The organism is Alteromonas alvinellae, assembly GCF_902705805.1.
Genome location: NZ_CACSIH010000120.1, coordinates 1 through 26,196, shown reverse-complemented (window position 1 = coordinate 26,196; position 26,196 = coordinate 1). Strand labels below are relative to the sequence as shown.

Below are 26,196 nucleotides of genomic sequence, written 5' to 3'. Positions count from 1 at the left end.
AAAATATTTCTTAACTGATCGGCATTAGGCGTAATGCCCGTTTTTTTATTTCTACGACTAACAAAAGTAAGTTTAGCCATTTTATTGTGTTATATTTTGGCGGTCGAAAATTTCAAGTTAATCATATTAAGAGCTAGCTTATTCATCTTAAATAGGATGAGTTACTGAATGGGTGTAGGCGCAAATTTACAAAAGTGCCTATAAGCTGAACATATATTCGCCATTAGTCTTAAGATTAACTTTACGGTACTGCTTACACTTGTCACCCCAGTGTTGAATGTGTAAAGTGCCCGAAGTAAAAAGTTTAAAAATCATAAGCGGAGAACGCACTCATGCGAATCATTCTTCTCGGCGCTCCTGGCGCGGGTAAGGGCACACAAGCTCAGTTTTTAATGGGCAAATATGGCATTCCACAAATTTCAACGGGCGACATGCTTCGTGCTGCAATTAAAGCAGGTACAGAGCTAGGCCTTGAAGCAAAGCGTGTAATGGATGAAGGCAAACTAGTATCTGATGAGATTATCATTGGCCTAGTAAAAGAGCGTATTGCACAAGATGACTGTAAAGGCGGTTTCTTGTTAGACGGTTTCCCTCGCACTATTCCTCAGGCTGATGCAATGAAAGAAGCAGGTGTCACTGTTGATCATTGCATCGAGTTTGACGTTCCTGATGATGTAATCGTAGAACGTATGGGTGGCCGTCGTGTACACCCTGCATCAGGTCGCGTTTACCACGTTGTTTACAACCCACCAAAGGTGGAAGGTAAAGACAATGAGACAGGCGATGACTTAATCGTTCGTGATGACGATAAAGAAGAAACAGTGCGTAAGCGTCTTGCGATTTACCATGAGCAAACAAAGCCGCTTGTGAACTACTACAGCGCTGAAGCGGAAGCTGGAAACTGTGAGTACCACAAGCTTGACGGTAGGCGCCCAGTTGAAGAGGTGAGTACTGAACTTGCTGAACGTTTAGGTTAATTGCCAACAACGTCAACAAAAGGTCGCTTAGGCGGCCTTTTTTGTTGCTTGTAACTTATTAGCGGATAACGTTTAATGACAACCATGAATGTTGAATTAAGCGCTGATTAATACAGCGCGATATAACTAGAACATGTGGAGTAGACCATGGTTTTGCCAATCACGGCGTTTTACGCCAGCTTACTGGGTATTTGCTACCTGTATTTGTCGTTTTTAGTCATTGGCGCCAGACGTCGCCACCAAGTGGGAATTGGCGATGGTGGTTACGAAGACCTAAGTCGTTTGACTAGAGCACATGGCAACTTTAGCGAGTACGTACCCATCACCCTTATTATGATAGCGTGTTTTGAAGCCAATACTGGTCAAGTGTGGGCTGTTCACGCATTGGGGAGCGCACTGTTATTTGGCCGTGTATTACATGCCTATGGCTTAGGTCGTCACTCAGGCGTTAGCTGGCAGCGCTTCGCGGGTATGATCCTGACTTTCCTTGCTATGCTGTGTGCAGCAATAGGTAATTTGGTGCTCATTCATTTCGGTTTGTAAGCGTTGCAAAAGAAGCAAATACATATAAAAAAATGCCAGCTTAGCTGGCATTTTTTATATGCGAGACTAGAGAGTTAAATGCGAAACAAGATTTAAATTTCATCAAACTACTAAAGGTAGCTGTTAATCAGGCATGTGGGACAGGTCTTTTTTCTTATCTTTACAGATATAGTGGCTTTGTCGGCACAGTTTCCGCTTTGGAAATATACAGTGTCGGAAAAGTCTTAAATTTATTAAATATAAGGAAGTATCATGGAAAGCAAAACACATTTACATTCAAATGAACTTGCATAAGAAGAGCTAGAGCAAGTTAATGGGGCATGGCTCGCTAACGTTGTAGGCGCTTTTGCTGGAGCTATTGGAGGGGTTTATGGAGCGGCTATAGCTGGAGGCGGCGGCGCTAGTTCTAAATCACTTTGGTCAGCTGGTTTAGCAGGGGCTAGCACTGGCTTTTTCAACCCTATCGGCAGTGTAGGAAGATTAGCAGGAACCATAGGGTTAGGAGTTGGTGGGGGGGCAATTGGTAATGCCGTCGATTCGCAGTATGAGGAAACAACAGACGAATAAACCTTGCAAATTAAATACGCTTTTAGAAGTCTGTAGTTTTAGAGCAGGTCAGAACATAGAAATTAGTTGATAAATTATATGCTAAAAACTCTAGTTTTATTGATACTAATAATTTTCTACACTTTTTTACTGAAGAGTAGATTTAAGGTAAAGATGATGGACGCTTGGCGTTCTGAAACAGTAGGCTCGGAGGTAATGGTCTATGTGATGATTGTATTGCCTGTGACTCTCGCATGGCTCACTACGGTTCTTATTGAATATTTGTTCTTTTAGAAAACGTTGAATCGAAACTTAAAAAGCGCTCAAGGCATGCCATTGTGAAGCAATGCTGTTGAGCGCTTTTTCGTCTTACAGGCTTTTAGAAGCGGTAAGTTAGTTTAGAGTATACGAAGCGGCCACGCGGGTTGTGCACGCCGCCTACATAGCCGTATAAGTCGCCATCACCATCTCCAATAGCAAATGGAGGCTCTTCGTCAAGCAAGTTGTTTGAACCAATTACAAGGCGAAGGTTATCGCTGTAGTTGTAACCAAACTGCAAGTCTACCAACATTTGAGAATCAACCGTTCTCGAGGTATTTTCTTCAAAGTCCAACACACCGTCGAAATCAATGTCAGGCGTGTCTTCAAACTCACCAATAAAGCTAATGTTCAAGTTGGCATCGAACGCACCTTTAGACCAGGTTGTACCGAACAACCAACGATGTTCTGGATAGCCATATTCGCCAGTGTACTCAAGACCGTCTTTTTCGAATTCGTTCATGTAAGACCAATCAAGGTTAAAGCGTACGTTACCGAACTCTTGCAGTTCCATGCTATAGTTAGCGCTGAAGTCAACACCAGACGCTTCTTGAGATGATACGTTTTGGTAGGTGTTGAAAATCTTTTGAATTACACCTAATGACTCGCCTGGCTGTGGTTCTAAGCGTACACAAATCGTGCTGTCTTGGTTATTACATTCTGCGTCGTAAACTAAACCGAATTGCTGCTCATCAATTTTGTTATCCTGCGTAATACTCCATACATCAATGCTCAGGCCTAATTCTTGAATAGGTGCGTAGATAACACCTACGTTCCAAGATTCTGACTCTTCTGCATCCAAGTTAGGGTTACCCGCAAACTCGATATTGTAATCCAACGATTCACAATCTTGACCTGTTGCATCACATCGATATTTGTCTACAAAGAAAACACTTTTCTGTGATGGACCAAGGCCAACTTGTGCAAGAGACGGTGCTCTAAAGCCCTGGGCCCATGAACCGCGCACGGTTACTTCATCACTTGGCGCCCATCGTAATGCGATTTTAGGGTTAGTTGTACTACCAAAGTCGCTATAATGATCGTAGCGGCCAGCTAGTTGAAGCTCAAGCTGTTCAGCTAAAGGTATAGATAGCTCTAAGTATGCAGCATACTGGTCGCGTTCAGCTGAGGCAGAAACCGATTCAGTACCGAAGATTAATCCGCGCTGGAACTGAACATCAGGAACGTCAGATACTTGCTCTTCGCGATATTCAACACCTGCTGCCATCATGACAACATCGTCGCCGAAGCTGAATGCTTCACCGGTAATGTGAGCGTCAACGCTGGTCATTCGAGATTCACCACGGCGCACAAGGCTAGTAGTAATATCATCAATTACACTTTGTGGGTTAGTAACGCCACCAAACGGGTTGTAGTTACCAAGGTTAATTTGTTCCTGAAGCCAGTCAACGCGAACCCAGCCTTGTGATTGATCACCGCTTTGCTCTGAACGGCTACGTCCTTTTTGTACAGATGCTTCCCAGTCATAATCATTGAACGTACCACGAAGGCCTGCTACTAAACGAAGGGTGTCAGATTCGATATCCCAGCGACGGGCACCTGCATCAACAGGGCGGTAGCGACCAATTTCAATGTCTTGTCCAAACGGGTTATCAGGATGAGTACCCGGAACGGTTAAACCGGCATCTTCATCAAGAGGTGTTGCTGCACCGCCCGCTTCAGACGTATTGTGCTGCATTGCAACTTCCATAAATGCTGTGGTTTCGTCGCCAATTTTATAGTCGAACTGACCAATAAAGCCTACGCGCTCAGAAGCCGGTATGGTTAACCCGAATGGGCCATAATCGAATAGGCAGCTGCCAGACGCCGTTGCGCTGTCTTCCGGACAGTCAGGGTCGATAGTTTTAACGCCGTCTACGTAGAAGTAGCCTGGGTAACCTCGTGACGAACGGAAGTCCATACCGCCATAAGGAGATTGGTTGGCTGTACCGTAACGACCCATTTCGTCAGCGCCGAGCGTGCTGTTGTTGAAATAGTCGATGATAACTGTAGCACTGCTTTTTTCGCTTTGAGAGCCCCATAGAATACTGGCGGTGGTCTCATCATAGCTTGGGCCTGTTGTACCACCATAACCTGCATTAATCTCTAGACCTTCGTAGTCTTTCTTCAGTACTACGTTTACTACACCTGCAACAGCGTCTGAGCCGTAAATCGCAGAGGCGCCGTCTTTTAAGATATCGATACGTTCGATGGCGGATACAGGAATAGAGTTAATATCAACGAATGAGTTAGTGATACTTTCAGCAAAGGCGCTAATTGCCACGCGACGTCCGTTTATTAGAACAAGCGTTGCATCTGGCCCCATACCTCTAAGGGATACCGCTGCCGCGCCATTGGCTGTAGAGTCTTGGCTGTTATTGCGTGTCGAGAAGGTACCCGCACCTGTGGCCGGCATACGCTTAAGGGCCTATTAACCATTGATATACAATTTTGGGCTAGATGGGAGCAGTTTAATTGCGGAGCAGCTCTGCAGACCTAGTGGACTAAGTTTAAGAGCTGCGACAAAAAGTAAAATGCTTCCATGACGCCCCCTTCGGGCAGTGCCTGTGTGTTACCTATACTGCGTTGAATGTTCTCGATTTAGAGCCACTAGACCTACAAACATTCGCCTTGTCTAGATAACACACAGGCGCTGCAAAATTGTATATCAATGGTCAATAGGCCCTCACTGTTGAAGGTTTTCATAGCCCATGCCTTCAATCATTGTTGCATCTATTGATTGAATAGGTGAAGGGCCTTCCATATCTGTACGTTTGATACGAGAACCGGTGACTGCAATTCGTTCAAGGTTGGCTGCTTCTTCGTCAGCTTGCTGTGCATACGCAGGAGATAGAGAGGTTAATCCTGAAAGTGCTAATCCAACTGCAATTGCACTTACTTTACGACCTTGTTTCATTGTTATTTCCTTATTTCCATTTTACTTGTTGTGTGTTTCTGCAACATTACGTTGTTGCAGATTTATGAATAGCACTCCTGATGCTTATGTTGCAATAGCATAAAATGCAAAAGATGTGACACTTGGTTACGAAGTGTGTAAACCGAGTATTACTAATGTGAATTTGAAATGAGGGAATAGGGCATTATTGCGAAGCGTAAAAGCCCTGGGACAATGCTTCTACGACAAGAATAAATAAAAAAGTGGAATAAAGCCCATGCGTTCTGATAAGAAACAGAAACGCACAAATAGTCGTATTTTGGGTATTAAAAATAGTGCCTACTTTTTCGTGTAGATAACTTTTGATGGCAAATGCAGCTAATTTGACAAGTAATCGAGTGATTGAAAATTGAGCATAGGTAAAGGTCTATTAGCGCTAATGTAAAGAGAATTTATCCTCGACATCTAATAAAGAGAAGTGAAAAACCTTTCTTTTCGAGGTAGATACATATTCTTTGTATCTAACGAAAATGCAACAGCGTTGGCTTTGCCCTGAATTTCTTCAATTGGAATGAAGCCATAATAACGAGAATCAACGCTATTGTTCCTATTATCCCCCATTGCCAGCACGTGATCTCTAGGTACAGTGACCAAGTTAAAGTTTTTCGCAGGGCTAGGTAATGGGTTAAGCGCTATGGTTCGTGTTTGGCCTAAAATCTCCTCGGAATAAAGATTGTGATCTTTGGCGCTTACCGTTGCTTTTTCACCATTGATAAAAAGTACGTTGTTTTCTAATTTGACCTTGTCACCTTCAATGGCAACCACACGTTTAATGAGTCTGGTTTCAGCTGCATTACTGTCAATAATTACAATGTCACCGCGATTGATGTTACCAGTTTTCGCGACAACAACATCTGTGAACGGTAATTCTAGCGTGTAGGCTGATTTATCAACCACTACGCGGTCGCCTACTTGAATGGTGGGCTCCATAGAGCCTGTAGGAACATAATACCAATCAGCAACACTGCTTCGAAACGAGAAAAGCAAAACCATACATAAAATGAAAGGCAGGTTGTTCTTAACGCTCTGTTTTAGATTTAACACGGCTTCGTTTCTCACTTTTCGTAGATTGCTCGTTAGATCAAAGTTTTATCACGACATGGCTTGTGTAATAGATGTAGATTGTAAATTACCTAATTTGTTCAAAATTGAGGTGTGGAAAATGTAACGAACTATGTCGGTAGCTAATTAAGGTTGCTCTAGCTACAGGGTGTTGAGCGTTGAGAAAAAGCAATAAAACTCATATTAATCATATGTTTATATTGCGCTCCGTAAAAGATGAACGCCGCCTGTTTAGGCATGCTTAAAATGTCTGAAAAAGGAATGTCATGGCACTGGTGGTGCACTTGTGGTACTTGTTACATTTTTGACTGGCAAAGAACATACATAATGCTTGAAACATTCAAACGAACAAGAATGTACACTGCAATTGCTGTAATAACACTAAGTGCAGTTTCGACAGGGTGTACGCATAACACCAATGACCCACAAAATGTACGAATTGCTTCCGATATAACCAGCGAAACAATCGCTAATGCAGATAATAGTACTGCTTCCCTAAATACGTCACTGTTCAACGTGGACTACGAGCGTTTTACTCTGGATAACGGGCTTACCGTTGTACTGCACGTTGACAGGTCTGATCCCGTTGCTGCAGTCGCCCTCACTGCGCATGTGGGTTCAGCCAGAGAAAAAGAAGGGCGAACAGGTTTTGCGCACTTGTTTGAACACTTACTTTTTCTCGAATCAGAAAACTTGGGAAAAGGCGGTCTTGATAAACTCAGCGCGAAAATTGGCGGCTCAGGTGCAAATGGCTCGACGAGTCGTGATAGTACCAATTACTTCCAAACTGTACCCATTGATGCTTTAGAAAAAATGATCTGGGCTGAAGCCGATAAGTTGGGATTTTTCATTAATACCGTGACAGACCCTGTGCTCGCCAAAGAAAAGCAGGTGGTGAAAAACGAAAAGCGCCAGAGTGTGGATAATCGTCCTTATGGTCACAATCAATATGTGATAGATAAAAACCTTTACCCTGAAGGGCACCCGTATAGTTGGCAAGTGATTGGGTCGTTAGATGATCTGCAAAACGCAACGCTTGCTGACGTGAAAGAGTTTTTCAAAAAATGGTATGTACCTAATAATGTGGTGCTTACTATCGCGGGTGATATTGACGTAAATCAAACTAAAGCGTGGGTTAAAAAGTATTTCGATGAAATTCCTGCGGGAGAGCAAATCAATAAATTACCGCCTCAACCTGCGAAGCTCAATGAGACTGTAAAGCGATTCCATATAGATAATTTTGCACAAGCGCCACTTTTAACTATGGTGTGGCCAACCGTACCTGAATATCACGATGACTATTATCCACTTCAAGTACTTTCTCAGTACTTAAGCCAAGGCAAAAATGCTCCGCTGAACAAGGTGCTTGTTGACGAGAAGAAGCTCACCAGTGATGTTTATCTTTATGGCTATGATGCTGAGATCGCTGGACAGCTACAGCTGCAGGTTATGGCATTTAATGGCGTGAACTTAAACACTGTTGCAGATGGAGTTAACGAAGCGTTCGCCCGCTTTGAGAAAGCCGGGATTTCTTCCAAGGATTTGGCGCGCATAAAAGCAGGTCAAGAAACAGAATTTTATCAAGGACTTTCAAGCGTCTTAGGTAAAGGTTTTCAATTGGCGCAATACGAAATCTTTGCGGGCGGGGCTGAATTTATCAGCCAAGATGTTCAGAAAATTCTGGGCGTTTCACAACAAGATGTAATGCGTGTTTATAGCACCTATATCAAGGATAAACCGTTTGTCGCCACTAGCTTTGTACCTAAGGGACAGCAAGAGTTGGTGTTAAGCGGCTCTACTGAAGCTAATGTAGTGGAGGAGCAAATTGTCGCGGGTGCGGAAGAGAGCTTTGATGCGTCAGTTGCGGCTGAATACGAACGTACTCCGTCATCGTTTGATCGCACGAAAGAGCCTGCTTATGGTGAATCAATAGAAATTACACCACCTAAGGTTTGGCAAAATACACTGTCGTCTGGCATCAAAATAACGGGTATTGCTAATGACGAAGTGCCATTGGTCGCGTTTGAGTTAAAGCTAGATGGTGGCATGCTTCTAGACTCAGAAGGTAAAACAGGAACCGCCAATTTACTTGCCGCAACCTTGCTTAAAGGTACGGCGGAAAAAACACCCGAGCAGCTGGAACAGGAAATTGAGCTTTTAGGCGCTTCTCTGGAGGCCAGTGCTTCTGAAACTGACATTACTATTAGCGGAACGGTATTGTCTAAGCACTACAGTGACTTAATGCAGCTTGTCACTGAAGTGATACTTTCTCCTCGCTTTGATGAACAAGAGTTTGAATTAGCTAAAGACGATACAATCAACCAGATTGAACAAATAAAAGCGAACCCTAATGCCATTGCATCGGTTGAGTTTAAAACACTGCTTTACGGAAAGGCGCATCCGTTTGCTCAAACGGTTCTTGGTGATAAGCAAACTGTAGATGACACAACGCTCGAAGATGTTAAAAAGTATTACGAGAAATACTTCACACCGTCATTGGCAAAGTTCCATGTTGTGGGAGACATCAAACAACAGGACGTTGTAAAAAGCCTAGCGCCACTTAATGCGCGATGGTTACCAAAAGATGTTACTTTTGCGAAGGTACCAGAGCCCAAGCTGCCAGAAAGCGCCCAACTCTTTTTCTATGACGTTCCTGGGGCTAAACAGTCAGTGCTTTATTTCGGCCATTCCGCCCCGAATGTTACTCATGATGATGCTTATAAAGTCAGTGTGATGAATTATCGTTTAGGCGGGGGCGGTTTCGCCTCACAGCTTATGCAGGAACTACGTGAAAACAAAGGCTACACCTATGGCATTCGTTCGTCGTTCTCTAGCGATCAATATACGGGTGAATTCACCATACGAAGCGCCGTAAGGTCGAACGTTACCTTAGAAGCAACGCAAGCTATCATGGATATATTAGCAGCGTTTGGCACAAACTATTCAGATGAAGATTTAGACGTTACGAAAGGATTTACTCTCAAATCTGGCGCTAGGGCGTTTGAAACGTTAGGCGCTAAACTGAGTATGGTTAGCGAAATCAGCGATTTTGGCTTGCCCAATGATTACGTTCTACAGCAACAATCAGAAGTGAAAGCGTTAACCGTTGGTGAGGTAAAGCGCCTTTACGGTGAATATGTGCATCCTGACAAGATGATTTATTTGATAGTTGGGGACAAAGATACCCAGTTCGAGCGTTTAGAAGCGCTTGGGTTAGGGCAACCAACCTTGTTGAACCCTTAGTTCATGTTTTACGTTTTGCGAGCATTATAACGACCGTCAATAAAACCAAAGCCCGTGTGAACAGTGTTCATGCGGGCTTTTTTATTAAAATGAGTGCTATATCTGAAATAGGCAAAATTATTGTGACCAAAAACGTGCCTAATCAACGTAACCGAATAGGGTGGTCTGTTAGTGCCTGTTAAATAACTGTGTCGTAGACCAAATACTATGTAATTGAGGCAAACGTCCTAGTTGAGCAAAGAGTTGCAGGAGGCATGAGTGACAGAAAAAGTGAAGGAGTCTGGGCATAGAGAGCAAGACGTTGCCCTTAGTCATACTGAAGAAAAAGATGTACGAGATAATCAGAGCTTAAATTCTGTTTCTTTGTATGCCATTGTCCACAGGGAAGGGTTAGAAGAACTTCAGCGTCCTATGATGTCATTGTGGTGGTCTGGTGTGGCGGCAGGCATTGGCATCTCGATTTCAATTCTTGCTGAAGGAATTCTGCATCACCTCTTTGCAAATTCTCCCAATCAGTTTGTTATCGAAAACCTGGGCTATACGGTTGGTTTCGTGCTGGTGATTATTGGTCGACTTCAATTGTTTACCGAAAATACGCTTTCGGTCATTCTACCCTTGTTGAGTAAACCTTCGTTCAATATGGGCTTTTGCATTGCGCGCCTGTGGTTCATCGTTTTCACCGCCAATATGTTCGGCACCTTTTTGGCTGCATTTTTCAGCTTTTCGCTGCAATCTGTTCCACCAGAGCTGGTTGAAGGTATGACCGCTATTTCTGAACATTATGCCAAGCTATCACCGTCAGACGCCTTCTCATACGGCATTACGTCAGGGTTTATCATTGCCGCTATTGTATGGATGAAGCCTTCGGTTAAGCATTCTCAAATATTGATGATAGTTATTTTTACTTATTTAATTGCTATAGGAAATTTTACGCACGTGATAGCCGGTTCAACAGAACTTTTCTTGTTAGCACTGCAAAATAAAATAAGCGTTCTTGAAACACTCTCACTCATTGGTGCAACATTACTAGGAAATATTGTGGGCGGAACGGGACTGTTCGCGCTGCTGGCTTATGGCCAAGTGGTAAGGGAAATCGAGAAATAGAGAAGCGTGATACAAAAATGCCCTTCGCGTAGAAAACGAGAAGGGCATTTTGAATAATAAACGAGTTTTACAACGGATTACTTGTGGCGCTCACGCAGCACGTTAAGTGCATCGTTAAGGGACATATCGCTCGCCTGAAGCAGTACCGTTAAGTGGTACAACAAGTCAGCGGCTTCGTTTTTAAGCTCTTCTTTGTCGTGTACCGTAGCCGCCAATGCGGTTTCTACACCTTCTTCGCCCACCTTCTGCGCTATGCGCTTAATGCCTTTGTTGTAGAGGCTAGCGGTATAGCTACTTTTAGGATCGGCGTCTTTACGGGCAGCCAATACACGCTCTAAATCTGCAAGAAACGTAAAGGCTGGTGTGTTGCCGTCGAACCAACAGCTTTCAACACCAGTGTGGCATGTCGGGCCGTTAGGGTTGGCAAGTACCAACAGTGAATCTTGATCGCAGTCACAAGCAACGCTCACTAAATCTAGCGTGTTACCAGATGTTTCACCCTTGGTCCAAAGACGCTGTTTTGAACGGCTGAAGAATGTCACTTTGCCCGTTTCAAGGGTTTTCGCCAATGCGTCTTGGTCCATGTAGCCCTGCATTAATACCTTGCCAGACAGTGCGTCTTGCACAATGGCGGGTAGTAGGTTGTCCATTTTGTCCCAAGCTAATTTATTGCTGTTTTCGTTAGTAATGATCACGGGTTTACTCCTTCTGCTTGCGCCGTTAATCCGTGACGCTTACGCATGGCAACGCCATTGCTGGTTAACTCTGCTTTTAACTCATCAATATTGATGATGCCCTTGTGAAATACTGATGCTGCAAGCGCGCCATCTACGTCAGCCTGTTGAAACACATCCGTAAAGTGGGCAATTTCACCTGCGCCACCCGACGCAATTAGCGGCACTTCACAGATATCGCGCACGGCTTTTAGCTGCTTCACATCGTAGCCTTTGCGCACGCCGTCTTGGTTCATGCAGTTCAGAACAATTTCACCCGCACCGCGCGACTGAACCTCTTTAATCCAATCGATGGTCTGCCATTGGCTTTTTTGAGTACGCGCTTCATCACCAGTGAATTTGTACACTTCGTATTGGTCGGTTGCTTCGTTATAGAAACTGTCGATACCAATCACGACGCACTGTTGTCCATAAACGTCGTGCAGCTGGTTAATAAGGTCTGGATTATTAAGGGCAGGGGAGTTAATCGAAATCTTATCTGCACCCATTTCCAAAATGCGCCCAGCGTCTTCAATACTCTTAATGCCGCCAGCAACACAAAAAGGGATATCAATAACCTGTGCAATACGGCTTACCCAGCTCTTATCTACTACGCGGGCATCAGAGCTTGCGGTAATATCATAGAATACTAGTTCGTCGGCGCCAGCTTTTGCGTATTGCTCAGCAAGAGGCACAATATCGCCAATAATTTCGTGGTTTCTAAACTGAACGCCCTTAACAACTTTGCCGTCGCGTACGTCTAGGCACGGTATTATGCGTTTTGCCAGCATGCGATAGCCTCCTTCACCGTAAACTTACCTTCAAGTAGTGCGCGCCCAAGAATAACGCCGCCAACGTTTGTGGGTTTGAGCGCTTCGATATCAGCGATGCTGCCAATACCGCCAGACGCTTGCCAGCTAACGTGTGGGAAACGGGCTGCCATTTCTTGATACAGCTCAGTGTTCGCACCTTGTAGCGTGCCGTCGCGACTAATGTCGGTGCACAGTACGTGCTTTGCGCCCACTTTAGCGAAGTCTTCAAGCAAGCCTTCAAGGGCTACGCCCGAATTCTCTTGCCAACCGTGGGTAGCAATAAGCTTTTCACCGCTGTCGCTAATATTAATATCAAGGGCCAGTACAATGTGCTCTGGGCCGTATTTTTCTACCCAAGACTTCACAAGCTCGGGTTGTTTTACCGCCAAAGAACCAATCACTACGCGGCTTACGCCTGTTTCGAGTAACTGCGCCACTTCTTCTTCGCTTCGAATACCGCCGCCTGCTTGAAACTGCATGCGCTTGGTGTCGACCATAGACTTAATGAGCGAAAGCTGACGCTTACTGGTGTCTTTAGCACCTGTTAGGTCAACAATGTGTAACCAGGTTGCACCTTGGTCAGCATAGTCGTGAACCACGTCTACTGGGTCCAGTTCGTATTGGGTTTTCTGCTCGTAGTCGCCTTGATAAAGGCGTACTACGTGTCCGTCAATAAGATCAATCGCTGGAATAATCATTATAGGTTCACAAAGTTAGTCAGTAGTTGTGCTCCGGCCTCGCCAGAACGCTCTGGGTGAAATTGCACCCCGTAAAAGTTATCTTTGTTTATGGCAGCTGAAAATACGTTGCCGTAAGTACAGCTTGCAAGCGTATGCTCGTACTCAGGTACAGCAAAGCTATGCACAAAATAAAAGTACGTATCTTGTGGAATGCCTTTGAACAAACTTTCGTTGTTATGCGTCACAGTATTCCAACCCATGTGAGGCAAGCGCACGCCTTTTGATTCCATGCGAGCCACATGACCTGGCATTAGGTTCAAACAGTCGATGTTGCCTGTACCTTGAAAACCACCTTCCGCACTGGTTTCAACCATAAGTTGCATGCCTAAACATACGCCTAGCACAGGTTGGGTAAGCGACTGCAGGGTTTCCACTAAAGCTTTTTGCTTAATGCTTGCCATAGCCGCTGCTGCGGTACCTACGCCGGGTAAAAACACTTTGTCAGCGCTTTTAATCACGTTTACATCGTCAGATACGTCTACTTCAACGCCCAAGCGTTCAAGGGCAAAGCGTACTGACGAAATGTTCGCGCAGCCGGTATTCACTATGACTATTTTTTGTCGCTGGCTGGTGTTTACCACTGACATCACAGGGCTCCTTTACTGCTAGGTAGTGCATCACCCTGGCGCGTAATGGCCTGGCGTAGCGCACGGCCAAATACTTTAAACAGGCTTTCTACTTGGTGGTGTGCATTACCTTCGCTGGTGGAAAGGTGCAGTGATAGCCCCATGCTTTGTGCAAGCGAGTAAAAGAAGTGCGGCACCATTTCGGTGGCCATTTCCCCTACCTGGTCGCGGCTAAATTCAGCGTCAAACTTAAGGTGTGGGCGGTTTGAAATGTCCATAATACATTCCGCACGACATTCATCCATTGGCAACGCGAAACCAAAGCGACCAATACCGCGTTTGTCGCCTAGTGCTTTTTTAAGCGCTTCACCAAGGGCAAGCGCGGTGTCTTCTACACTGTGGTGATCGTCAATGTGCAAATCGCCATCGGTAGTCAGGTTTAGCTCGAAGCCACCGTGGGTCGCAATTTGGTCAAGCATGTGGTCAAAAAAGCCCATGCCGGTTTGAATTGTCGACTTAGCCTGCGAATCAAGATCTACACGCACGCGAATGTCGGTTTCAGATGTGGTACGTACCACCTCTGCAATACGTGAAGACGCTAACAAGCTTTTCTGAATATCGTTCCAGTTTAAGCTTTCACGGTTGTACTGAAAGCTGCGAATACCCATGTTTTCAGCAAGCTGTACATCGGTAACTCTGTCACCAATAACAAATGAGCGGGTGAAATCCACTTTGCCTTGCTGCAGGTATTCTTGTACTAAGCCAAGCTTGGGTTTGCGGCATGTGCAGTTATCAGCATCGAAGTGCGGGCAAATAAGCACGTCGTCAAACACTACACCCTGGCTTTCGAAAATGGCCATCATGGCATTGTGTGGCTTGTCGAAGTCTTCTTGCGGGAAACTGTCTGTACCCAAGCCGTCTTGGTTACTTACCATCACGAGTTTAAACCCAGCTGCTTTTAGTTTAAGTAGCACAGGAATAACGTTTGGCTCGAAAACAAGCTTCTCTAAACTATCTAATTGCTTATCTACTGGCGGCTCTTCTACGAGTGTACCGTCGCGGTCAATAAATAAAATGGCTTGCTGACTCATGCCGCGTCCTCATTATTTTTAAATTCGTTAATTAGCTGCATTAAACGCTGGTTTTGCTCTTCAATGCCTATGCTTACGCGTAAACAGTTTTGTAAGTTAAGCTGTTTTGACTGATCGCGAATAAGCATGCCTTGGCTTACCAAGTACTGCATTAGGGCTTGCGCTTTTGCGTAGCGGAATAAGATAAAGTTTGCTCGTCTATCACCCACTAACTCAAAGCCTTCGATAGATTCCAGCGCTTCGGCTAGAGCCTCTTTTTCGCGGTTAATGGTAGCCACCTGAAGCTCAAGTAACGTTAGCGATTCAGCCGACAATGCTTGTGCAGCAATCTGCGCTACTGGCTCTGGAATGGGATAGGGCGCTATCACTTTAAGCAGAGCTTGGATGACGGGTGCCTGAGCAAGTGTAAAACCACAGCGAAGACCGGCAAGAGCAAACGCTTTAGACAGCGTACGAAGTACCACCAAGTTTGGATAGTTGTTTATTTCATTTGCCCACTTATTGTCGGCATCGAACTCAATATACGCTTCATCTACAACAACCAGTGCTTTATCGGCAAAGTGATTGAGCACGGTTTTAATGTCTTCACGAGCAACTGGCGTACCGGTTGGATTGTTGGGCGCACAGATGAAAATCACGTTAACGTCATCTTCAGCGCATACAGCATTCACGTTAAGGCTAAAGTCGTCGTTAAGCGGCACTTTCTTAATGCCCACATCACAGGTTTCAGCACTGATTGCATACATACCGTAGGTAGGCGGGCATATCAGAATGCTGTCTTTACCCGGCGTGCAGAAGGTGCGAATAAGCAGTTCAATGCCTTCATCTGCGCCGCGGGTAACAATAAGCTGCGATTTGTCTAGCCCGGCGTAGTTTGCGTAACCACTGACTACCGCTTCGGGCTGACATGACGGATAGCGGTTAAAGTTGCTGCTATCTACGCTGTATTCGTTGGCATAAGGTGACTCGTTGGCATTAAGCCAGTCTTGACCACCTGAAAACAAGCGACGAGCCGATTCATACGGCTTTAGCGGCACTAAATTTTCGTTAATTAGGTTATCGATAAGTGCCGACATTAGGCGTCTCCTTGCTTAAGTGCCTGCATGCGAAGTGCAACGGCCTGTTCGTGTGCATCCAAGCCCTCGGCAGCTGCAAGTGCCATAATCGCAGGGCCTAAATTACGCATGCCGTCTGCGCTTAGTTCTTGAATAGTGTAGCGACGCATAAAGTCTAATAATCCAAGGCTAGAGTAATTCTTAGCATAGCCATAGGTTGGCAGTACGTGGTTAGTGCCCGACGCGTAATCACCTGCAGATTCTGGTGACCACGGGCCTAGGAATATAGAGCCTGCGTATTTAATTTTTGGCAAATAATCACGGGCATTCTCTATTTGTACAATTAAGTGCTCAGCAGCGTAGGCGTTACTTGCTTCAATGGCTTGCTCAATGGAATCAGCCAAAATATAGCGCGCATTTTCCATAGCTGGGCGGGCAATTTCAGCGCGAGATAGGGTTGCTAACTGACGTTCAACCGCGGCTTTTGCTTCTTCAATAAGCGCAGCGCAGTTAGACACCAAAATAGCCTGCGAGTCTGGACCGTGCTCGGCTTGGGAAAGCAGGTCGGCCGCTACAAACTCAGGGTTTGCGAACTCATCAGCAAGTACCAACACTTCTGATGGGCCGGCCGGCATATCAATAGCTGCACCATCGGCACGTTGGCTTACTTGCTGTTTAGCTTCAGTCACAAAGCTGTTACCCGGGCCAAAAATTTTATCAACCTGCGGTATCGTTTCTGTACCTAACGCCATAGCCGCAACAGCCTGAGCGCCTCCACATAAAAAGATTTTGTCGATACCGCACTTTCTGGCCGCATAGGCAATTTCAGGTGCAATCAACTGCTCTTTATTTGGCGGTGTGCAAAGCAGTTTATTTTCGCAGCCCGCCACCAATGCAGGTACGCCTAGCATCAATACGGTAGAAGGAAGCGGGGCACTGCCGCCTGGAATATAAAGACCCACTGCATCAAGGGCGGTAAAGCGCAGCTCGCATTTAACACCAGGCGTTGTGGTTAGCGCGATATCACTAGGCATTTGCGCTTCGTGAAACATTTTTATGTTGTTGAACGCAGTATCGATAGCACTTGCTACCTCTGGCGTTACCTTCGCAGCAAGAGCATCAATATTTTCTTGTGAAAGGACAAGGCTAGTTAAGTCTGGGCAGTCAAATTTACGTGTGTAATCAAGTACTGCCTCATCGCCTTCTTTTTCAACGCGGGCGATAATGTCGCCCACGGTCTGCTTTAACTGTTGGCTATTGGCCATAGCCGGGCGGGCTAGCGCCTGTTTTTTCTCATTTACCGAAAGAGATGACCAAGTAATCATAATTGCCTGCCTTTTAGCCCATCATTTTTTCGATTGGCATTACAAGAATAGAGCTACAACCAAGGGCTTTAAGTTTCTCCATGGTTTCCCAGAATAAGGTTTCTGTAGAAACAACGTGGATAGCAACTTGCTCTTCATTTCCAGCAAGTGGCAGCACCGTTGGATTTTCAGCACCTGGAAGTAGGCTTTTCACCTGCTCTAAATACGCTTTTGGTGCGTGTAGCATGATGTACTTGCTTTCTTTTGCTAGTAATACGCCATCAACACGTGGCATTAGTCGGTTAACCAGTGTTTCTTTCTCGTCGGTAAGCTCGCCATCAGCGCGCTTAATAAGTACCGCTTTACTGCGGAAAATAACGTCTTTTTCAACAAGACCGTTAGCTTCAAGGGTTGCACCGGTAGATACAAGGTCACAGATAGCGTCAGCTACACCTGCTCGTGGGGCCACTTCCACAGAACCTTGTAGCATTACAGCCTTTGCATTTATGCCCTGTTCTTTGAAGTAGCGCTCAAGCAGGTAAGGGTACGTTGTTGCTACTTTTTTGCCTTCTAGCGACTGGATTCCTTGGTAATCCATCTCATTAGGTACCGCAATAGACAGGCGGCAGCCGCCGTAGTCTAGACGACGCAATACTTCATATTCGAATGGCTTGCCCGCAGCTTTACGCTCTAGCATTTTTTCTTCTAGCTCATTTTCACCAATAAAGCCTAGGTCTACTACACCATCCATAACAAGACCTGGAATATCGTCGTCACGCACGCGAAGCAAATCAATAGGCTGGTTCGTAGAATGCGCAATCAGCAGGCGATCACGAATATTGAGTTTAATGCCTATAGCTTTCAGTAGGGCAATGCTGTCATCGCTCAATCGACCTGATTTCTGTACGGCAATTCGAAGTCTTTTGCTGTTACTCATTGAAACGTTCCTTACACGTTGTGTTTTAACTTTTTGATTGCGCCTAAAACGAAAAACCCCCGGAAGTTTCCTTCCGAGGGTCGAGAATTTGTTTTATCTGCGCCACTGGAAGGATACATAGACCTTCCAGCACGAACCTGAAAGGTTATGCTTTGTGGTGATGGTGATGTTTCGTCGCGCAGTTAATCATTATAAAAATTTTAATTCCTAATTTCGAACGGCTGAAACATTAGCGTTTTGAATTAGGATTTGCAAGGTTAAAGTGAACTCTTTTGGTACATTAACTCTAATTTAATGTGTATATAATAAAACAATTCGTTATGAATTAGTTTTGAACTGTAATTTTAGGCAACTCGTTGCCGATAAGTTATAGAGACAAATGCAACGTTCTGGAGGGCGTATGAGCAACGATCTACTGTTTCCCATTTTGCCTCGCAACACAAAAGTGCCGATTGAGACAGACGACCGCGTGAAGAAAGTGCAAAAGACCAAAAAGTCCGAGCATTTTAGTGAAGAAGAGCGCGATCAGTTTCAAGACGTGAAGCGAACTGAGATTATCGAAAAATCAGCTGAAAACTCGAAAGATAAAGAGCGAGGTAACAGCGAGGGTGGGCTTAAGCATATTGATATTGATGTTTAGCGAAACTTGTTAGCGTTAGGTTTTGCTCGCATTGAGTTCTTCAAATAAAGCCGCAATTTGATTCGTCACTTTGTGCTTAGGTAAGTAGAAAGGCAGCGGCATTCGCTTAGAGTGAGACTCTTTCACTTTTACCGTGGCACTTATATAACTTTCTAACACTGGCAAATCTTGCTGCTTAAGTGTCTCAATTAACTCTCTTGGAAGCTTTGCTTGGCTATTGAATTGATTAACAACAATACCCAACAAACGCAGTTGAGGGTTGTGGTCTTCTTTTAGTTCCATTGCATTTTCAAGTAAACGCTCAATCGCCTGTGCCGAGAAGTCGTCGCAATCAAAGGGGACGCAAAAGCCATCAGCAGCAATAAGTGCCGCTTTAGAATAAAAATTAAAATTAGGAGGCGTGTCGATAAAAATGTTGTCGAATTCGTCTTTTAACTCCTTTAACGCGTCTTTAAGTTTAAAAATTTTGTATCGTGACTCGAGCTCTCGCTCGACTTCTGCCAACGCAGGAGAAGAAGGCATAACGAAGAGGTTTTCATAAGGCGTTGCATGCACGAACGCGTTAGGCTTCTTGGCTGTTCTGAAAATGCCAACCACTTGTTTGAACATATCGGCCACGGTAAGGCTTTTTTCACTGACGTTAAATCCCACGTAGTGAGTACTATTTCCCTGAGCGTCTAAGTCTACCAATAAGGTCTTATGACCCAGCTTAGCGCTTTGCGCAGCTAAATTGGTGCTAATGGTCGATTTGCCTACGCCGCCTTTTTGATTAAACACCACGATTATCATAAGAAATCCCTTCGTTAGTTGTGTTTAAAATATGCCCAATTAAAAGTCCTTATGCAAAATATTGATGTATTTTTGTCAAATCACCCTGCATGAGACGGAACAAGAGATAAGCTTAAGGCGTTAACGGATAGGAAAGATAATCAGGCACATCCATTTATACAAGGAGAAGATGTGGTTGTTGAAGCATTTGAGCTTCTCGAGAATTATACAAGAGCACAGTGGATGCAGATTGAGGAAAACCGTGCTCAGTAAAATGTGAGCGATATGATTCTCAAGGCAAGAAAGAAACCGTAGACTTGCTCCTTCTGCCTTGAGATTTTCAAATGTTATTTCTGTAGCATTTTGTGTTTATTAAATCTTCTTGCACTCAATAAACTTACTGCGAAAATAAAAATTGCAAACGTAGAGGGTGCACTTACCTCAGTTGAAGAAGAGGTTGTAGCAAACGAGCTAGCTAAAATGATCTCGCCGTTGACAATCGGGTTGTTGGTCAAGTTAAACACAGGCCCGGTTAACGGCCCGCCAGCAGGGAATAGCGCATCGTAAAATGCATTGAGTGAGAAATCATCAAAAGATACTCTAACCGCGTTGCGCGATTCAGTGCAAGAGGTGTTGGAACACGACGTTTCGACTTCATTAACAAATATTCCCAAGCCAAAGTCAGCGATATTCAAACCTGCAAAGAGAGACTGATTTTCAAGTGCAGTAGCCGTTACGGTATTTCCCCAAAGATTCACTTCCACATCCACGATGTCTGATGAACCTGCTGTAGATAGATTCACGTTTGAGCCGGTCGTGGCGTTTCCGTCAATTTGCGAGACTGTGGAAAGTACATCAGCACTTAGCGTTAAAAAGCCACTTATTCCAAGTAAGTCTGAAAATAAGTCAAGATTAAGGTCGTTTATGGTTCCGCGGCCTGACGTAAAAAAGCTTGCCGGAACAAAACTCGTTAAAGACGATTGAGATTCGCCTTCAATAATGGCGGTGGATAGCGCGCCATCAAACTCTGTAACGTCGATGGGGCTGCCCAACGTACCCGAAGCATCTGCGCTTGCGCCAATGATAGTGTCAATCTGTGAATAATTTTCAGAAGCACTACCGCTGGTATGAGCTAAGTTGATAGTTGAGTTAGCGATTGCAGAGACCATACCTCCTACATTACTTGTAATGGAAAGATCGACATGGACTGCATTCCCATAACTGCTGCCTATTATTGCCGCGTTAGTTGAAAAGCCTACCGTCGCCGAAGCGAACAATGCGCTCGTTAATATCGTTCTTACTACTGCTCTTATCACTTTGTTGTTTTGTGGTTGCATGATGAAACCCTCGTTTATGGCTTAGCGTGCTGCTAAGCGAGCCTTTTACAAGTAAAGCGTAGTCACGAGTGTTCAATTCAATTATGAGGGTTTCCCCCTAAATTTAGACTTTCGTATACACGGCGGTGGTAAGAGAAGCTATGGGAACACGACACTGCTTATTACTGTGATTCAGACAGCCTAAAGATTTAGAGCGGTAGCGGGCAGTTGTGCAGAAAAAATAAAAAGGCCTCTTGCATTCAAGAGGCCTTCGGTGTGTTGGAGCGCTAATCGCTAATATGGTTAGGAATAGTTAGGGCAGAATTAGTTTAGTTCTTTATCTACCCAAAATTTCGTGCCTTTAACAGTGGCCTGTAATGTAAGGCCGCTTTCAGTCATAGTATACACTGTGACGTTACCCAAGTAGCCTTCGCCTTCTGCAGATGCGCCTTTGTTACCGGCTTTCGCTGCTACATCCGCGTTACCACCTACGGTCCATCCATTTTCAATAAAGTGATTCATCGCTTTTTGTGTGTGGAAAACCATAACAATTCGGTAATCTTTTGCGCCTAAGCCAAGGCCTACGCCACCTTCGGCCATATTCATATAGGTTTTTGCGCCGGTTACATTATTGTTTACAACACCGTAGCCTGTGCCCGCCGCCACAAAGAATACGTTGATGTTAGCATTGGTAAATACGGCGTAGCCGGCAGCGTCTTTTACCTGAGAGCGCGTATCGGGCTTTTCAGAATAAAGGCGGGCAAGCGCGTTATCTTGCATATCTAAAATAGCTTGTCGCTTTTCAGCAACAGTTCCGTCGCCCATCGAAGCGCACGCCGTCAAGGCTAACACGGCAGCCACAAACACAGATTTAATAGCTAACTTACTTATTTTCATGCAATTCTCCCTAGCATGTAGGTATTTTATTAACTACAGAAGAAGACCATTCTTACTGTTTCTAATTCAATAAAATACCGTTTTAATTTACGTCACATTAGTTGTACGCAAAAAACGTGCTAAGTGGTGCATGGAACATTGAAAACTATTGGTCTTACTTGCTAGGACACCTGCAAGTCGCTACCACTCAATTTCAAGCTCTAACGCACCGGGATGATCGGTTTGACCAACCATTTCTTCATACGGTGTGCTTTGACGGAGCCAAACTTTCTCAAAGGCTTGAGAGTCAAAATGCTCCCTAATCTCGTTCAAACAGTGAAACGTTTTAGGTTGTGACTTGTTGTCGCGAACCAAGGTGCGTGAGGCGCCCATACCGGTTGATGCGAGGTAATTGCCGCCTTCTAGTGACTCGATGTATAAGTTCATAGTGTAACCCTCATTAGGTCGCAACTCGTTATCGCTGCGTCTTATATCTAATTAGTCGAAAATAGCCACAATGATCATTAATTTTGTGTCATGCACGATAAGGAGCCTTACGCATTGGTTGCATTTCAAAGCAACACGAATTACCACCACTTATTCGAACATACTGCGATCCCCGCCTTTTGCATACATTCATGAACACGCTCTTTGTCTTCTAAATTTAAAAATGATCCCACTTCAAATTGCTGCAGAGGGGCTTGTAGCACAAGCTGTGGCGCACATTTTAAGCTCAAGTCTTTTTTATAGTACAAGGACGTATCAGGGCGGAAGAATTCTATGCTGATACCGTTCGAGCTAGTGACTTGAATGCTGTTTGATGAAATTAAGAGCGTCTCCCAGCGGTATGTTGCTTTAGAAACCAAATACATAATCAGTGCCAGTAACCCGACCTCCAATCCTGCAAAAGGTAATATGACCCACGCACCGGCCAGTGACCAAGCAATAGCTATCGAGCTGATAAAAAGGGCAAAAGCTGTAATAAGGTGCTTTGTCTGTTGCCATGTTGCTGAGCGGTTTGGCGAAAGATGCAGTTGCACCTGGTGCTCAAATGTAGATACTTCAACCATGTTTATTAAAATGCTGTATATGATATCTGTGTAAGTAAAGCCTTATACGTAGTGGGATAACAATAGTTTGAAAATTGTACAGGTGCTAGTTGGCTGCGTACTTAGAAAAGTCATGCCGTGTAACTTGCCGTATTTTCTGCCTTAAGGACGTATGTGATTACTCTCATCAAGCAAAACGCTGGCAAAACAGCGTTGATAGTACTTTTATTTTTATGGATCGGCAGTTTGCTAGCGCAACCAGCCCCTATTGAGCTTGTTAAAGAGTTCGGGCTTTTCAGCGTTCTTGGCGTTATTGGTGCTATATTTGCGAATGCCACTGGAGCTGGCGGTGGCGTGGTTTTCGTTCCGTTTTTTAACTACCTGTCATTTTCTGCGCAAAGCGTTGTGGCAACGAGTTTCGCCATCCAATGCTGTGGTATGACCGCGGGGGCACTAACTTGGGCCGCGTATTATAAACACCAGCACAAGTATGATCAGTATTGGAAGGCATTACCCAGTGTACTGATGTTAACGGTTCCCTCGTCAATATGCGGCATAGGATTCGCTCAGTATTCTTCGCAAAGTACACGGCTTCTAGAGCATTTGTGGGGTGGGGCCAATAACCTTCACATCGCTTTTGGTAGTTTTTCTATTCTATTAGCAATCGCAATATTTGCTTCTATTCCGCTAATGAAGCGTACCCATTTCAAAAAAGACTTACATACGAAAGATCTTTTGCTTTTACCTTTCATTGGTTTTTTAGGCGGCATTATCACCGCGTGGCTTTCGGTAGGAGTAGGAGAGTTAGTCGCTGTTTACCTCATAATTCGAGGGTTTAATGTAACTTTGTCTATTGCCAGCGCGGTTATCTTGTCGGCTTTTACTGTGTGGTCTGCATTGCCATATCACGCTTTTATAAGCGAGTCTGTGGTATGGCAGGTTGTTTTGTTTGCTGGGGCAGGTGCAATAGTCGGTGGAACGATTGCAAAGTTTGTTGTTTTAGCATTTTCGGTTCAGCGTCTAAAACTTTTTTTCGGTATTTGGGTACTAATTTTAGGTGTTACAAGTTTACCTATTCTTTAAGCCACGAGCTTGCGGCAGTTAACAGCTTAGCTCACCTCAGTTTAAAGCCGAAAAGTAACGCGACGCAGAACCACATTCCTTTTCTAAACGCTAATCTCGATAAGGAAAGATAATATGGATATCAATCCTGTTCCTAAGAAACGATATAACGTGCTTCAGCCAGAATGGTCATCTCACGCAGTTATTTATCAGGTCAACACTCGACAGTTTTCAGAGCAAGGTAATTTTGAAGGAGTGAGAAAAGGGTTAGCTCATATTAAGTCACTCGGCGCGGATATTGTTTGGCTAATGCCTGTACATCCTATTGGGGAAAAAAACAGGAAAGGGGAGCTTGGTAGCCCCTATGCAGTAAAAGACTATCTGGCCATTAACCCTGAATTTGGTAGCGAAGAGGATTTCAAAGCGCTGGTGGATGAAGCGCACCGTCTTTCGCTTAAAGTCATCATAGACTGGGTGCCAAATCACAGTGCGTGGGATAATCCTTTGGTTGAACAGCACCCCGAGTGGTACGCCAAAGACTACAAAGGAGATTTTCGTCCATCTCCCTGGTGGGACTGGAGCGATATTATTGAGTTCGATTACGAACAAATAGGTCTTCGCAAATACATGATTAACGCGCTCTGCTATTGGGTTGAAAAATTCGATATTGATGGATTCCGCTGTGATGTAGCGGGGTATGTCCCCAACGATTTTTGGCAGCAAGCAGTGCAAACGCTAAGCGCAATCAGACCAGTTTTCATGTTGGCTGAGTGGGAGAATCGCGATCTTCACGAAAATGCGTTCAATATGACTTACGCGTGGAGCTGGAATGAAACATTGCATGAACTCGCTCATGGAAAGTGCTCACTAGATAGGTTGCGCAAGTATTATTCGTGGAACGAACGCAGCTGGCCTCACTCGGCTTACAGAATGACTTTCGTGAGTAATCATGACAAAAATGCCTGGGATGGCACCCAGCGCGAACAATTTGGTGATGCGCTTGAAGCCTGCATTGCTTTATCGGTAATAGGTGAGGGCATGCCGCTCATTCATAATGGGCAAGAAGCTGGAGAAACCAAGCGTTTAGCATTCTTTGAGCGCGATCCAATACACTGGCAAGAACATGAAATAGGCAACTTGTACCGCAAGCTAATTGCTATTAAAAAGTCCAAAGCCGTGCTAGGGAACGGAGAGTACGGTGCAAGAATGATTCAGGTGCCAAACTCGAAAATGGATAAGGTTTTTAGTTTTGTACGTTGTAGTGAAAATGAAAAAGTGTTCGTTGTGATTAATTTCTCAAATGAGCAGCTTGATGTAACGTTTGAAGAACCATTGTTTGAAGGTGAATATACGCACTGGGAGCGCGACGAAAAGAAAACCTTCAGCGCTGATTCAGTGTGTAAACTCACGCCTTGGCAGTTCGAGATATGGGTGGCATAACGGTGTGATCGTTTAGTGTCATCTTTAACTACAAAAGGTAAAAAGCACTAATGTTTTTTTACTAAGTGAAAATTAAGGATGAACGATGACTGCGAATGATTCAGCTGAAAAAACAGAAGACCGCTCGTTAAATAATCATGCAGCGCTTAAAACTTCTATTGCCAATGGTGATGTGGAAGAGGTAAAAGCGCGACTAGAAGGACACACTTTGGATAAGCTAGAAAAAGGTTATCTTATCGATCTCGCACGCTTGAGTGGTAACAGTGAAATCGAGGAAGTGATTAAGTCAATACCCGAAAGTTAGATGCTTACTTAATCCATCTAATGTGAATCAGTCTTAACTTGATCTGTCAGATTCGAATAATAGGACTCATTACTGAAGTTGTCTGTGATAATTTCGGCCTTTGTCGTCTCTCAATTAAAAAATACTGATGTTTAACTAAGCCTGGTGTAATATTGCACCAGCTAGTGTTTATTGGAGTAAATGTCATGCCTCGTCAAAGTATTACTCTGACTGAAAAAAATGATGCGTGGCTCAAGAGTCATGTTGACGAAACGCGAGAATATGCAAACAAAAGTGAACTCGTGAATGATTTGATTCGTCGGGCTAGACGCGCTGAGGAAATAAATCAAAAGCTCGTCAATGCAGAGAGAAGCGGATTCATTGAACAATCGCCTGAAGATATGCTGAAAGAATTCAAGGCTGAGTTAAAAAGATAAATGGAAAGCTACAAGTTATCGTTGAGTGCCAAAGAGGATCTCAGGCGTATTTATACATATGGATATGTAGAATTCGGCGAACTTCAAGCAGATAAGTATTTCGAAGGTTTTTTTCAGACATTTGAAAAAATTGCGAATAATCCATCCGCATACCAATCAGTTGACCATATTCGAGAGGGGTATAGACGCTGCGCTTATGGTTCAGACAGTATTTACTATCGATACAATGGTATTGAAGTTGAGATAATGGCAATTCTAGGGGGGCAAGACGTCGTTGACTGGCTCTAAAACAAGCCAATAAACAAAGCTCGGTGTCCGCTACTTGTCTAAGGACTAAACCGCTCCGCGGTAGTAGTGC

26 protein-coding genes and 1 other annotated feature are annotated in these 26,196 nt (G+C 44.4%); of the genes, 10 read left to right on the top strand and 16 right to left on the bottom strand.

Features of this window, described 5'->3' with window-relative positions:
• Window positions 1-332: 332 nt before the first annotated feature.
• Both adk and ACX5KA_RS08865 read left to right on the top strand, forming a co-directional pair.
• The gene (gene adk / locus ACX5KA_RS08870; RefSeq protein ID WP_458730915.1) at window positions 333-977 is read left to right on the top strand and encodes an adenylate kinase; all 645 of its coding nucleotides are present in this window, start codon (window positions 333-335) and stop codon (window positions 975-977) included.
• A 147-nt stretch (window positions 978-1,124) separates the two neighbouring features.
• A complete protein-coding gene (locus ACX5KA_RS08865) occupies window positions 1,125-1,520 on the top strand; it encodes an MAPEG family protein (RefSeq protein WP_342313539.1) in 396 nt (131 codons plus the stop codon).
• Window positions 1,521-2,445: 925 nt separating this feature from the next.
• On the opposite strand, the gene ACX5KA_RS08860 is transcribed toward ACX5KA_RS08865, so the two are convergent.
• From ACX5KA_RS08860 to lepB, 3 genes are all read right to left on the bottom strand, one after another.
• Window positions 2,446-4,800, bottom strand: a complete 2,355-nt coding sequence (locus ACX5KA_RS08860) for a TonB-dependent receptor (RefSeq protein ID WP_458730914.1) — start codon at window positions 4,798-4,800, stop codon at window positions 2,446-2,448.
• Between the two features lie 270 nt (window positions 4,801-5,070).
• Window positions 5,071-5,301, bottom strand: coding sequence for a hypothetical protein (locus ACX5KA_RS08855; protein WP_156086623.1), 231 nt, complete (start codon window positions 5,299-5,301; stop codon window positions 5,071-5,073).
• A gap of 444 nt (window positions 5,302-5,745) precedes the next feature.
• Window positions 5,746-6,399 (bottom strand): signal peptidase I, encoded by a 654-nt coding sequence (lepB, locus tag ACX5KA_RS08850; protein WP_061095431.1) that lies wholly within the window; start codon window positions 6,397-6,399, stop codon window positions 5,746-5,748.
• 330 nt (window positions 6,400-6,729) lie between these two features.
• On the opposite strand from lepB, the gene ACX5KA_RS08845 reads away from it, so the two are divergent.
• Both ACX5KA_RS08845 and ACX5KA_RS08840 read left to right on the top strand, forming a co-directional pair.
• A complete protein-coding gene (locus ACX5KA_RS08845) occupies window positions 6,730-9,645 on the top strand; it encodes a M16 family metallopeptidase (protein WP_458730913.1) in 2,916 nt (971 codons plus the stop codon).
• 258 nt (window positions 9,646-9,903) lie between these two features.
• Entirely contained in the window at window positions 9,904-10,749 is an 846-nt protein-coding gene (locus ACX5KA_RS08840) for a formate/nitrite transporter family protein (RefSeq protein ID WP_278344707.1), read from the top strand.
• A gap of 77 nt (window positions 10,750-10,826) precedes the next feature.
• Here the strand turns inward: ACX5KA_RS08840 and hisIE are convergent, their stop codons facing one another.
• Genes hisIE through hisG form a run of 8 tightly spaced genes read right to left on the bottom strand, consistent with a single transcriptional unit; the run spans window position 10,827 to window position 17,967 of the window.
• Window positions 10,827-11,444, bottom strand: coding sequence for a bifunctional phosphoribosyl-AMP cyclohydrolase/phosphoribosyl-ATP diphosphatase HisIE (gene hisIE, locus ACX5KA_RS08835; RefSeq protein WP_390608577.1), 618 nt, complete (start codon window positions 11,442-11,444; stop codon window positions 10,827-10,829).
• On the bottom strand, window positions 11,441-12,253 hold the full coding sequence (hisF, locus tag ACX5KA_RS08830) for an imidazole glycerol phosphate synthase subunit HisF (RefSeq protein ID WP_039222819.1): 813 nt from the start codon (window positions 12,251-12,253) through the stop codon (window positions 11,441-11,443). Before hisF ends, hisIE begins: the two co-directional genes overlap by 4 nt.
• The gene (gene hisA / locus ACX5KA_RS08825; protein ID WP_458730912.1) at window positions 12,235-12,972 is read right to left on the bottom strand and encodes a 1-(5-phosphoribosyl)-5-[(5-phosphoribosylamino)methylideneamino]imidazole-4-carboxamide isomerase; all 738 of its coding nucleotides are present in this window, start codon (window positions 12,970-12,972) and stop codon (window positions 12,235-12,237) included. Before hisA ends, hisF begins: the two co-directional genes overlap by 19 nt.
• Complete coding sequence (gene hisH / locus ACX5KA_RS08820; protein WP_458730911.1) at window positions 12,972-13,601, bottom strand: imidazole glycerol phosphate synthase subunit HisH; 630 nt, start codon at window positions 13,599-13,601, stop codon at window positions 12,972-12,974. The genes hisA and hisH overlap by 1 nt, the downstream gene beginning before the upstream one ends.
• Entirely contained in the window at window positions 13,601-14,671 is a 1,071-nt protein-coding gene (hisB, locus tag ACX5KA_RS08815; protein ID WP_239245425.1) for a bifunctional histidinol-phosphatase/imidazoleglycerol-phosphate dehydratase HisB, read from the bottom strand. Before hisB ends, hisH begins: the two co-directional genes overlap by 1 nt.
• Window positions 14,668-15,747: a histidinol-phosphate transaminase gene (gene hisC, locus ACX5KA_RS08810; RefSeq protein WP_458730910.1), complete on the bottom strand. Its 1,080-nt coding sequence runs from the start codon at window positions 15,745-15,747 to the stop codon at window positions 14,668-14,670. Before hisC ends, hisB begins: the two co-directional genes overlap by 4 nt.
• A complete protein-coding gene (gene hisD, locus ACX5KA_RS08805) occupies window positions 15,747-17,051 on the bottom strand; it encodes a histidinol dehydrogenase (protein ID WP_458730909.1) in 1,305 nt (434 codons plus the stop codon). The genes hisC and hisD overlap by 1 nt, the downstream gene beginning before the upstream one ends.
• 13 nt (window positions 17,052-17,064) lie before the next feature.
• Window positions 17,065-17,967 carry an ATP phosphoribosyltransferase gene (gene hisG / locus ACX5KA_RS08800; protein WP_458730908.1) on the bottom strand — a complete coding sequence of 301 codons (903 nt, stop codon included), beginning with the start codon at window positions 17,965-17,967 and terminating at the stop codon, window positions 17,065-17,067.
• 51 nt (window positions 17,968-18,018) lie between these two features.
• Window positions 18,019-18,137 (bottom strand) — a sequence feature (His leader region).
• A gap of 230 nt (window positions 18,138-18,367) precedes the next feature.
• On the opposite strand from hisG, the gene ACX5KA_RS08795 reads away from it, so the two are divergent.
• Window positions 18,368-18,607, top strand: a complete 240-nt coding sequence (locus ACX5KA_RS08795) for a hypothetical protein (protein WP_014950026.1) — start codon at window positions 18,368-18,370, stop codon at window positions 18,605-18,607.
• Between the two features lie 15 nt (window positions 18,608-18,622).
• Here ACX5KA_RS08795 and ACX5KA_RS08790 read toward each other — a convergent pair whose 3' ends face one another.
• From ACX5KA_RS08790 to ACX5KA_RS08770, 5 genes are all read right to left on the bottom strand, one after another.
• Window positions 18,623-19,396: a ParA family protein gene (locus tag ACX5KA_RS08790; protein ID WP_039222810.1), complete on the bottom strand. Its 774-nt coding sequence runs from the start codon at window positions 19,394-19,396 to the stop codon at window positions 18,623-18,625.
• A 326-nt stretch (window positions 19,397-19,722) separates the two neighbouring features.
• Entirely contained in the window at window positions 19,723-20,712 is a 990-nt protein-coding gene (locus ACX5KA_RS08785; protein WP_458730907.1) for a hypothetical protein, read from the bottom strand.
• Window positions 20,713-21,015: 303 nt separating this feature from the next.
• Window positions 21,016-21,588, bottom strand: a complete 573-nt coding sequence (locus ACX5KA_RS08780; protein ID WP_014950022.1) for a lipid-binding SYLF domain-containing protein — start codon at window positions 21,586-21,588, stop codon at window positions 21,016-21,018.
• Window positions 21,589-21,768: 180 nt separating this feature from the next.
• A complete protein-coding gene (locus tag ACX5KA_RS08775; RefSeq protein ID WP_257721543.1) occupies window positions 21,769-22,038 on the bottom strand; it encodes a DUF6482 family protein in 270 nt (89 codons plus the stop codon).
• A gap of 116 nt (window positions 22,039-22,154) precedes the next feature.
• Window positions 22,155-22,637 carry a DUF2244 domain-containing protein gene (locus tag ACX5KA_RS08770; RefSeq protein ID WP_458730906.1) on the bottom strand — a complete coding sequence of 161 codons (483 nt, stop codon included), beginning with the start codon at window positions 22,635-22,637 and terminating at the stop codon, window positions 22,155-22,157.
• 153 nt (window positions 22,638-22,790) lie between these two features.
• Between ACX5KA_RS08770 and ACX5KA_RS08765 the strand changes: the two genes are divergently transcribed.
• The 5 genes from ACX5KA_RS08765 (at window position 22,791) to ACX5KA_RS08745 (ending at window position 26,126) form a co-directional block, all read left to right on the top strand.
• On the top strand, window positions 22,791-23,699 hold the full coding sequence (locus tag ACX5KA_RS08765; RefSeq protein WP_458730905.1) for a sulfite exporter TauE/SafE family protein: 909 nt from the start codon (window positions 22,791-22,793) through the stop codon (window positions 23,697-23,699).
• 114 nt (window positions 23,700-23,813) lie between these two features.
• Complete coding sequence (locus ACX5KA_RS08760; protein WP_458730904.1) at window positions 23,814-25,118, top strand: alpha-amylase family glycosyl hydrolase; 1,305 nt, start codon at window positions 23,814-23,816, stop codon at window positions 25,116-25,118.
• Between the two features lie 85 nt (window positions 25,119-25,203).
• Window positions 25,204-25,422: a hypothetical protein gene (locus tag ACX5KA_RS08755; RefSeq protein WP_061095423.1), complete on the top strand. Its 219-nt coding sequence runs from the start codon at window positions 25,204-25,206 to the stop codon at window positions 25,420-25,422.
• Window positions 25,423-25,607: 185 nt separating this feature from the next.
• Complete coding sequence (locus ACX5KA_RS08750) at window positions 25,608-25,838, top strand: ribbon-helix-helix domain-containing protein (RefSeq protein ID WP_039222802.1); 231 nt, start codon at window positions 25,608-25,610, stop codon at window positions 25,836-25,838.
• Window positions 25,839-26,126: a type II toxin-antitoxin system RelE/ParE family toxin gene (locus ACX5KA_RS08745; protein ID WP_039222800.1), complete on the top strand. Its 288-nt coding sequence runs from the start codon at window positions 25,839-25,841 to the stop codon at window positions 26,124-26,126.
• Window positions 26,127-26,196 lie beyond the last annotated feature (70 nt).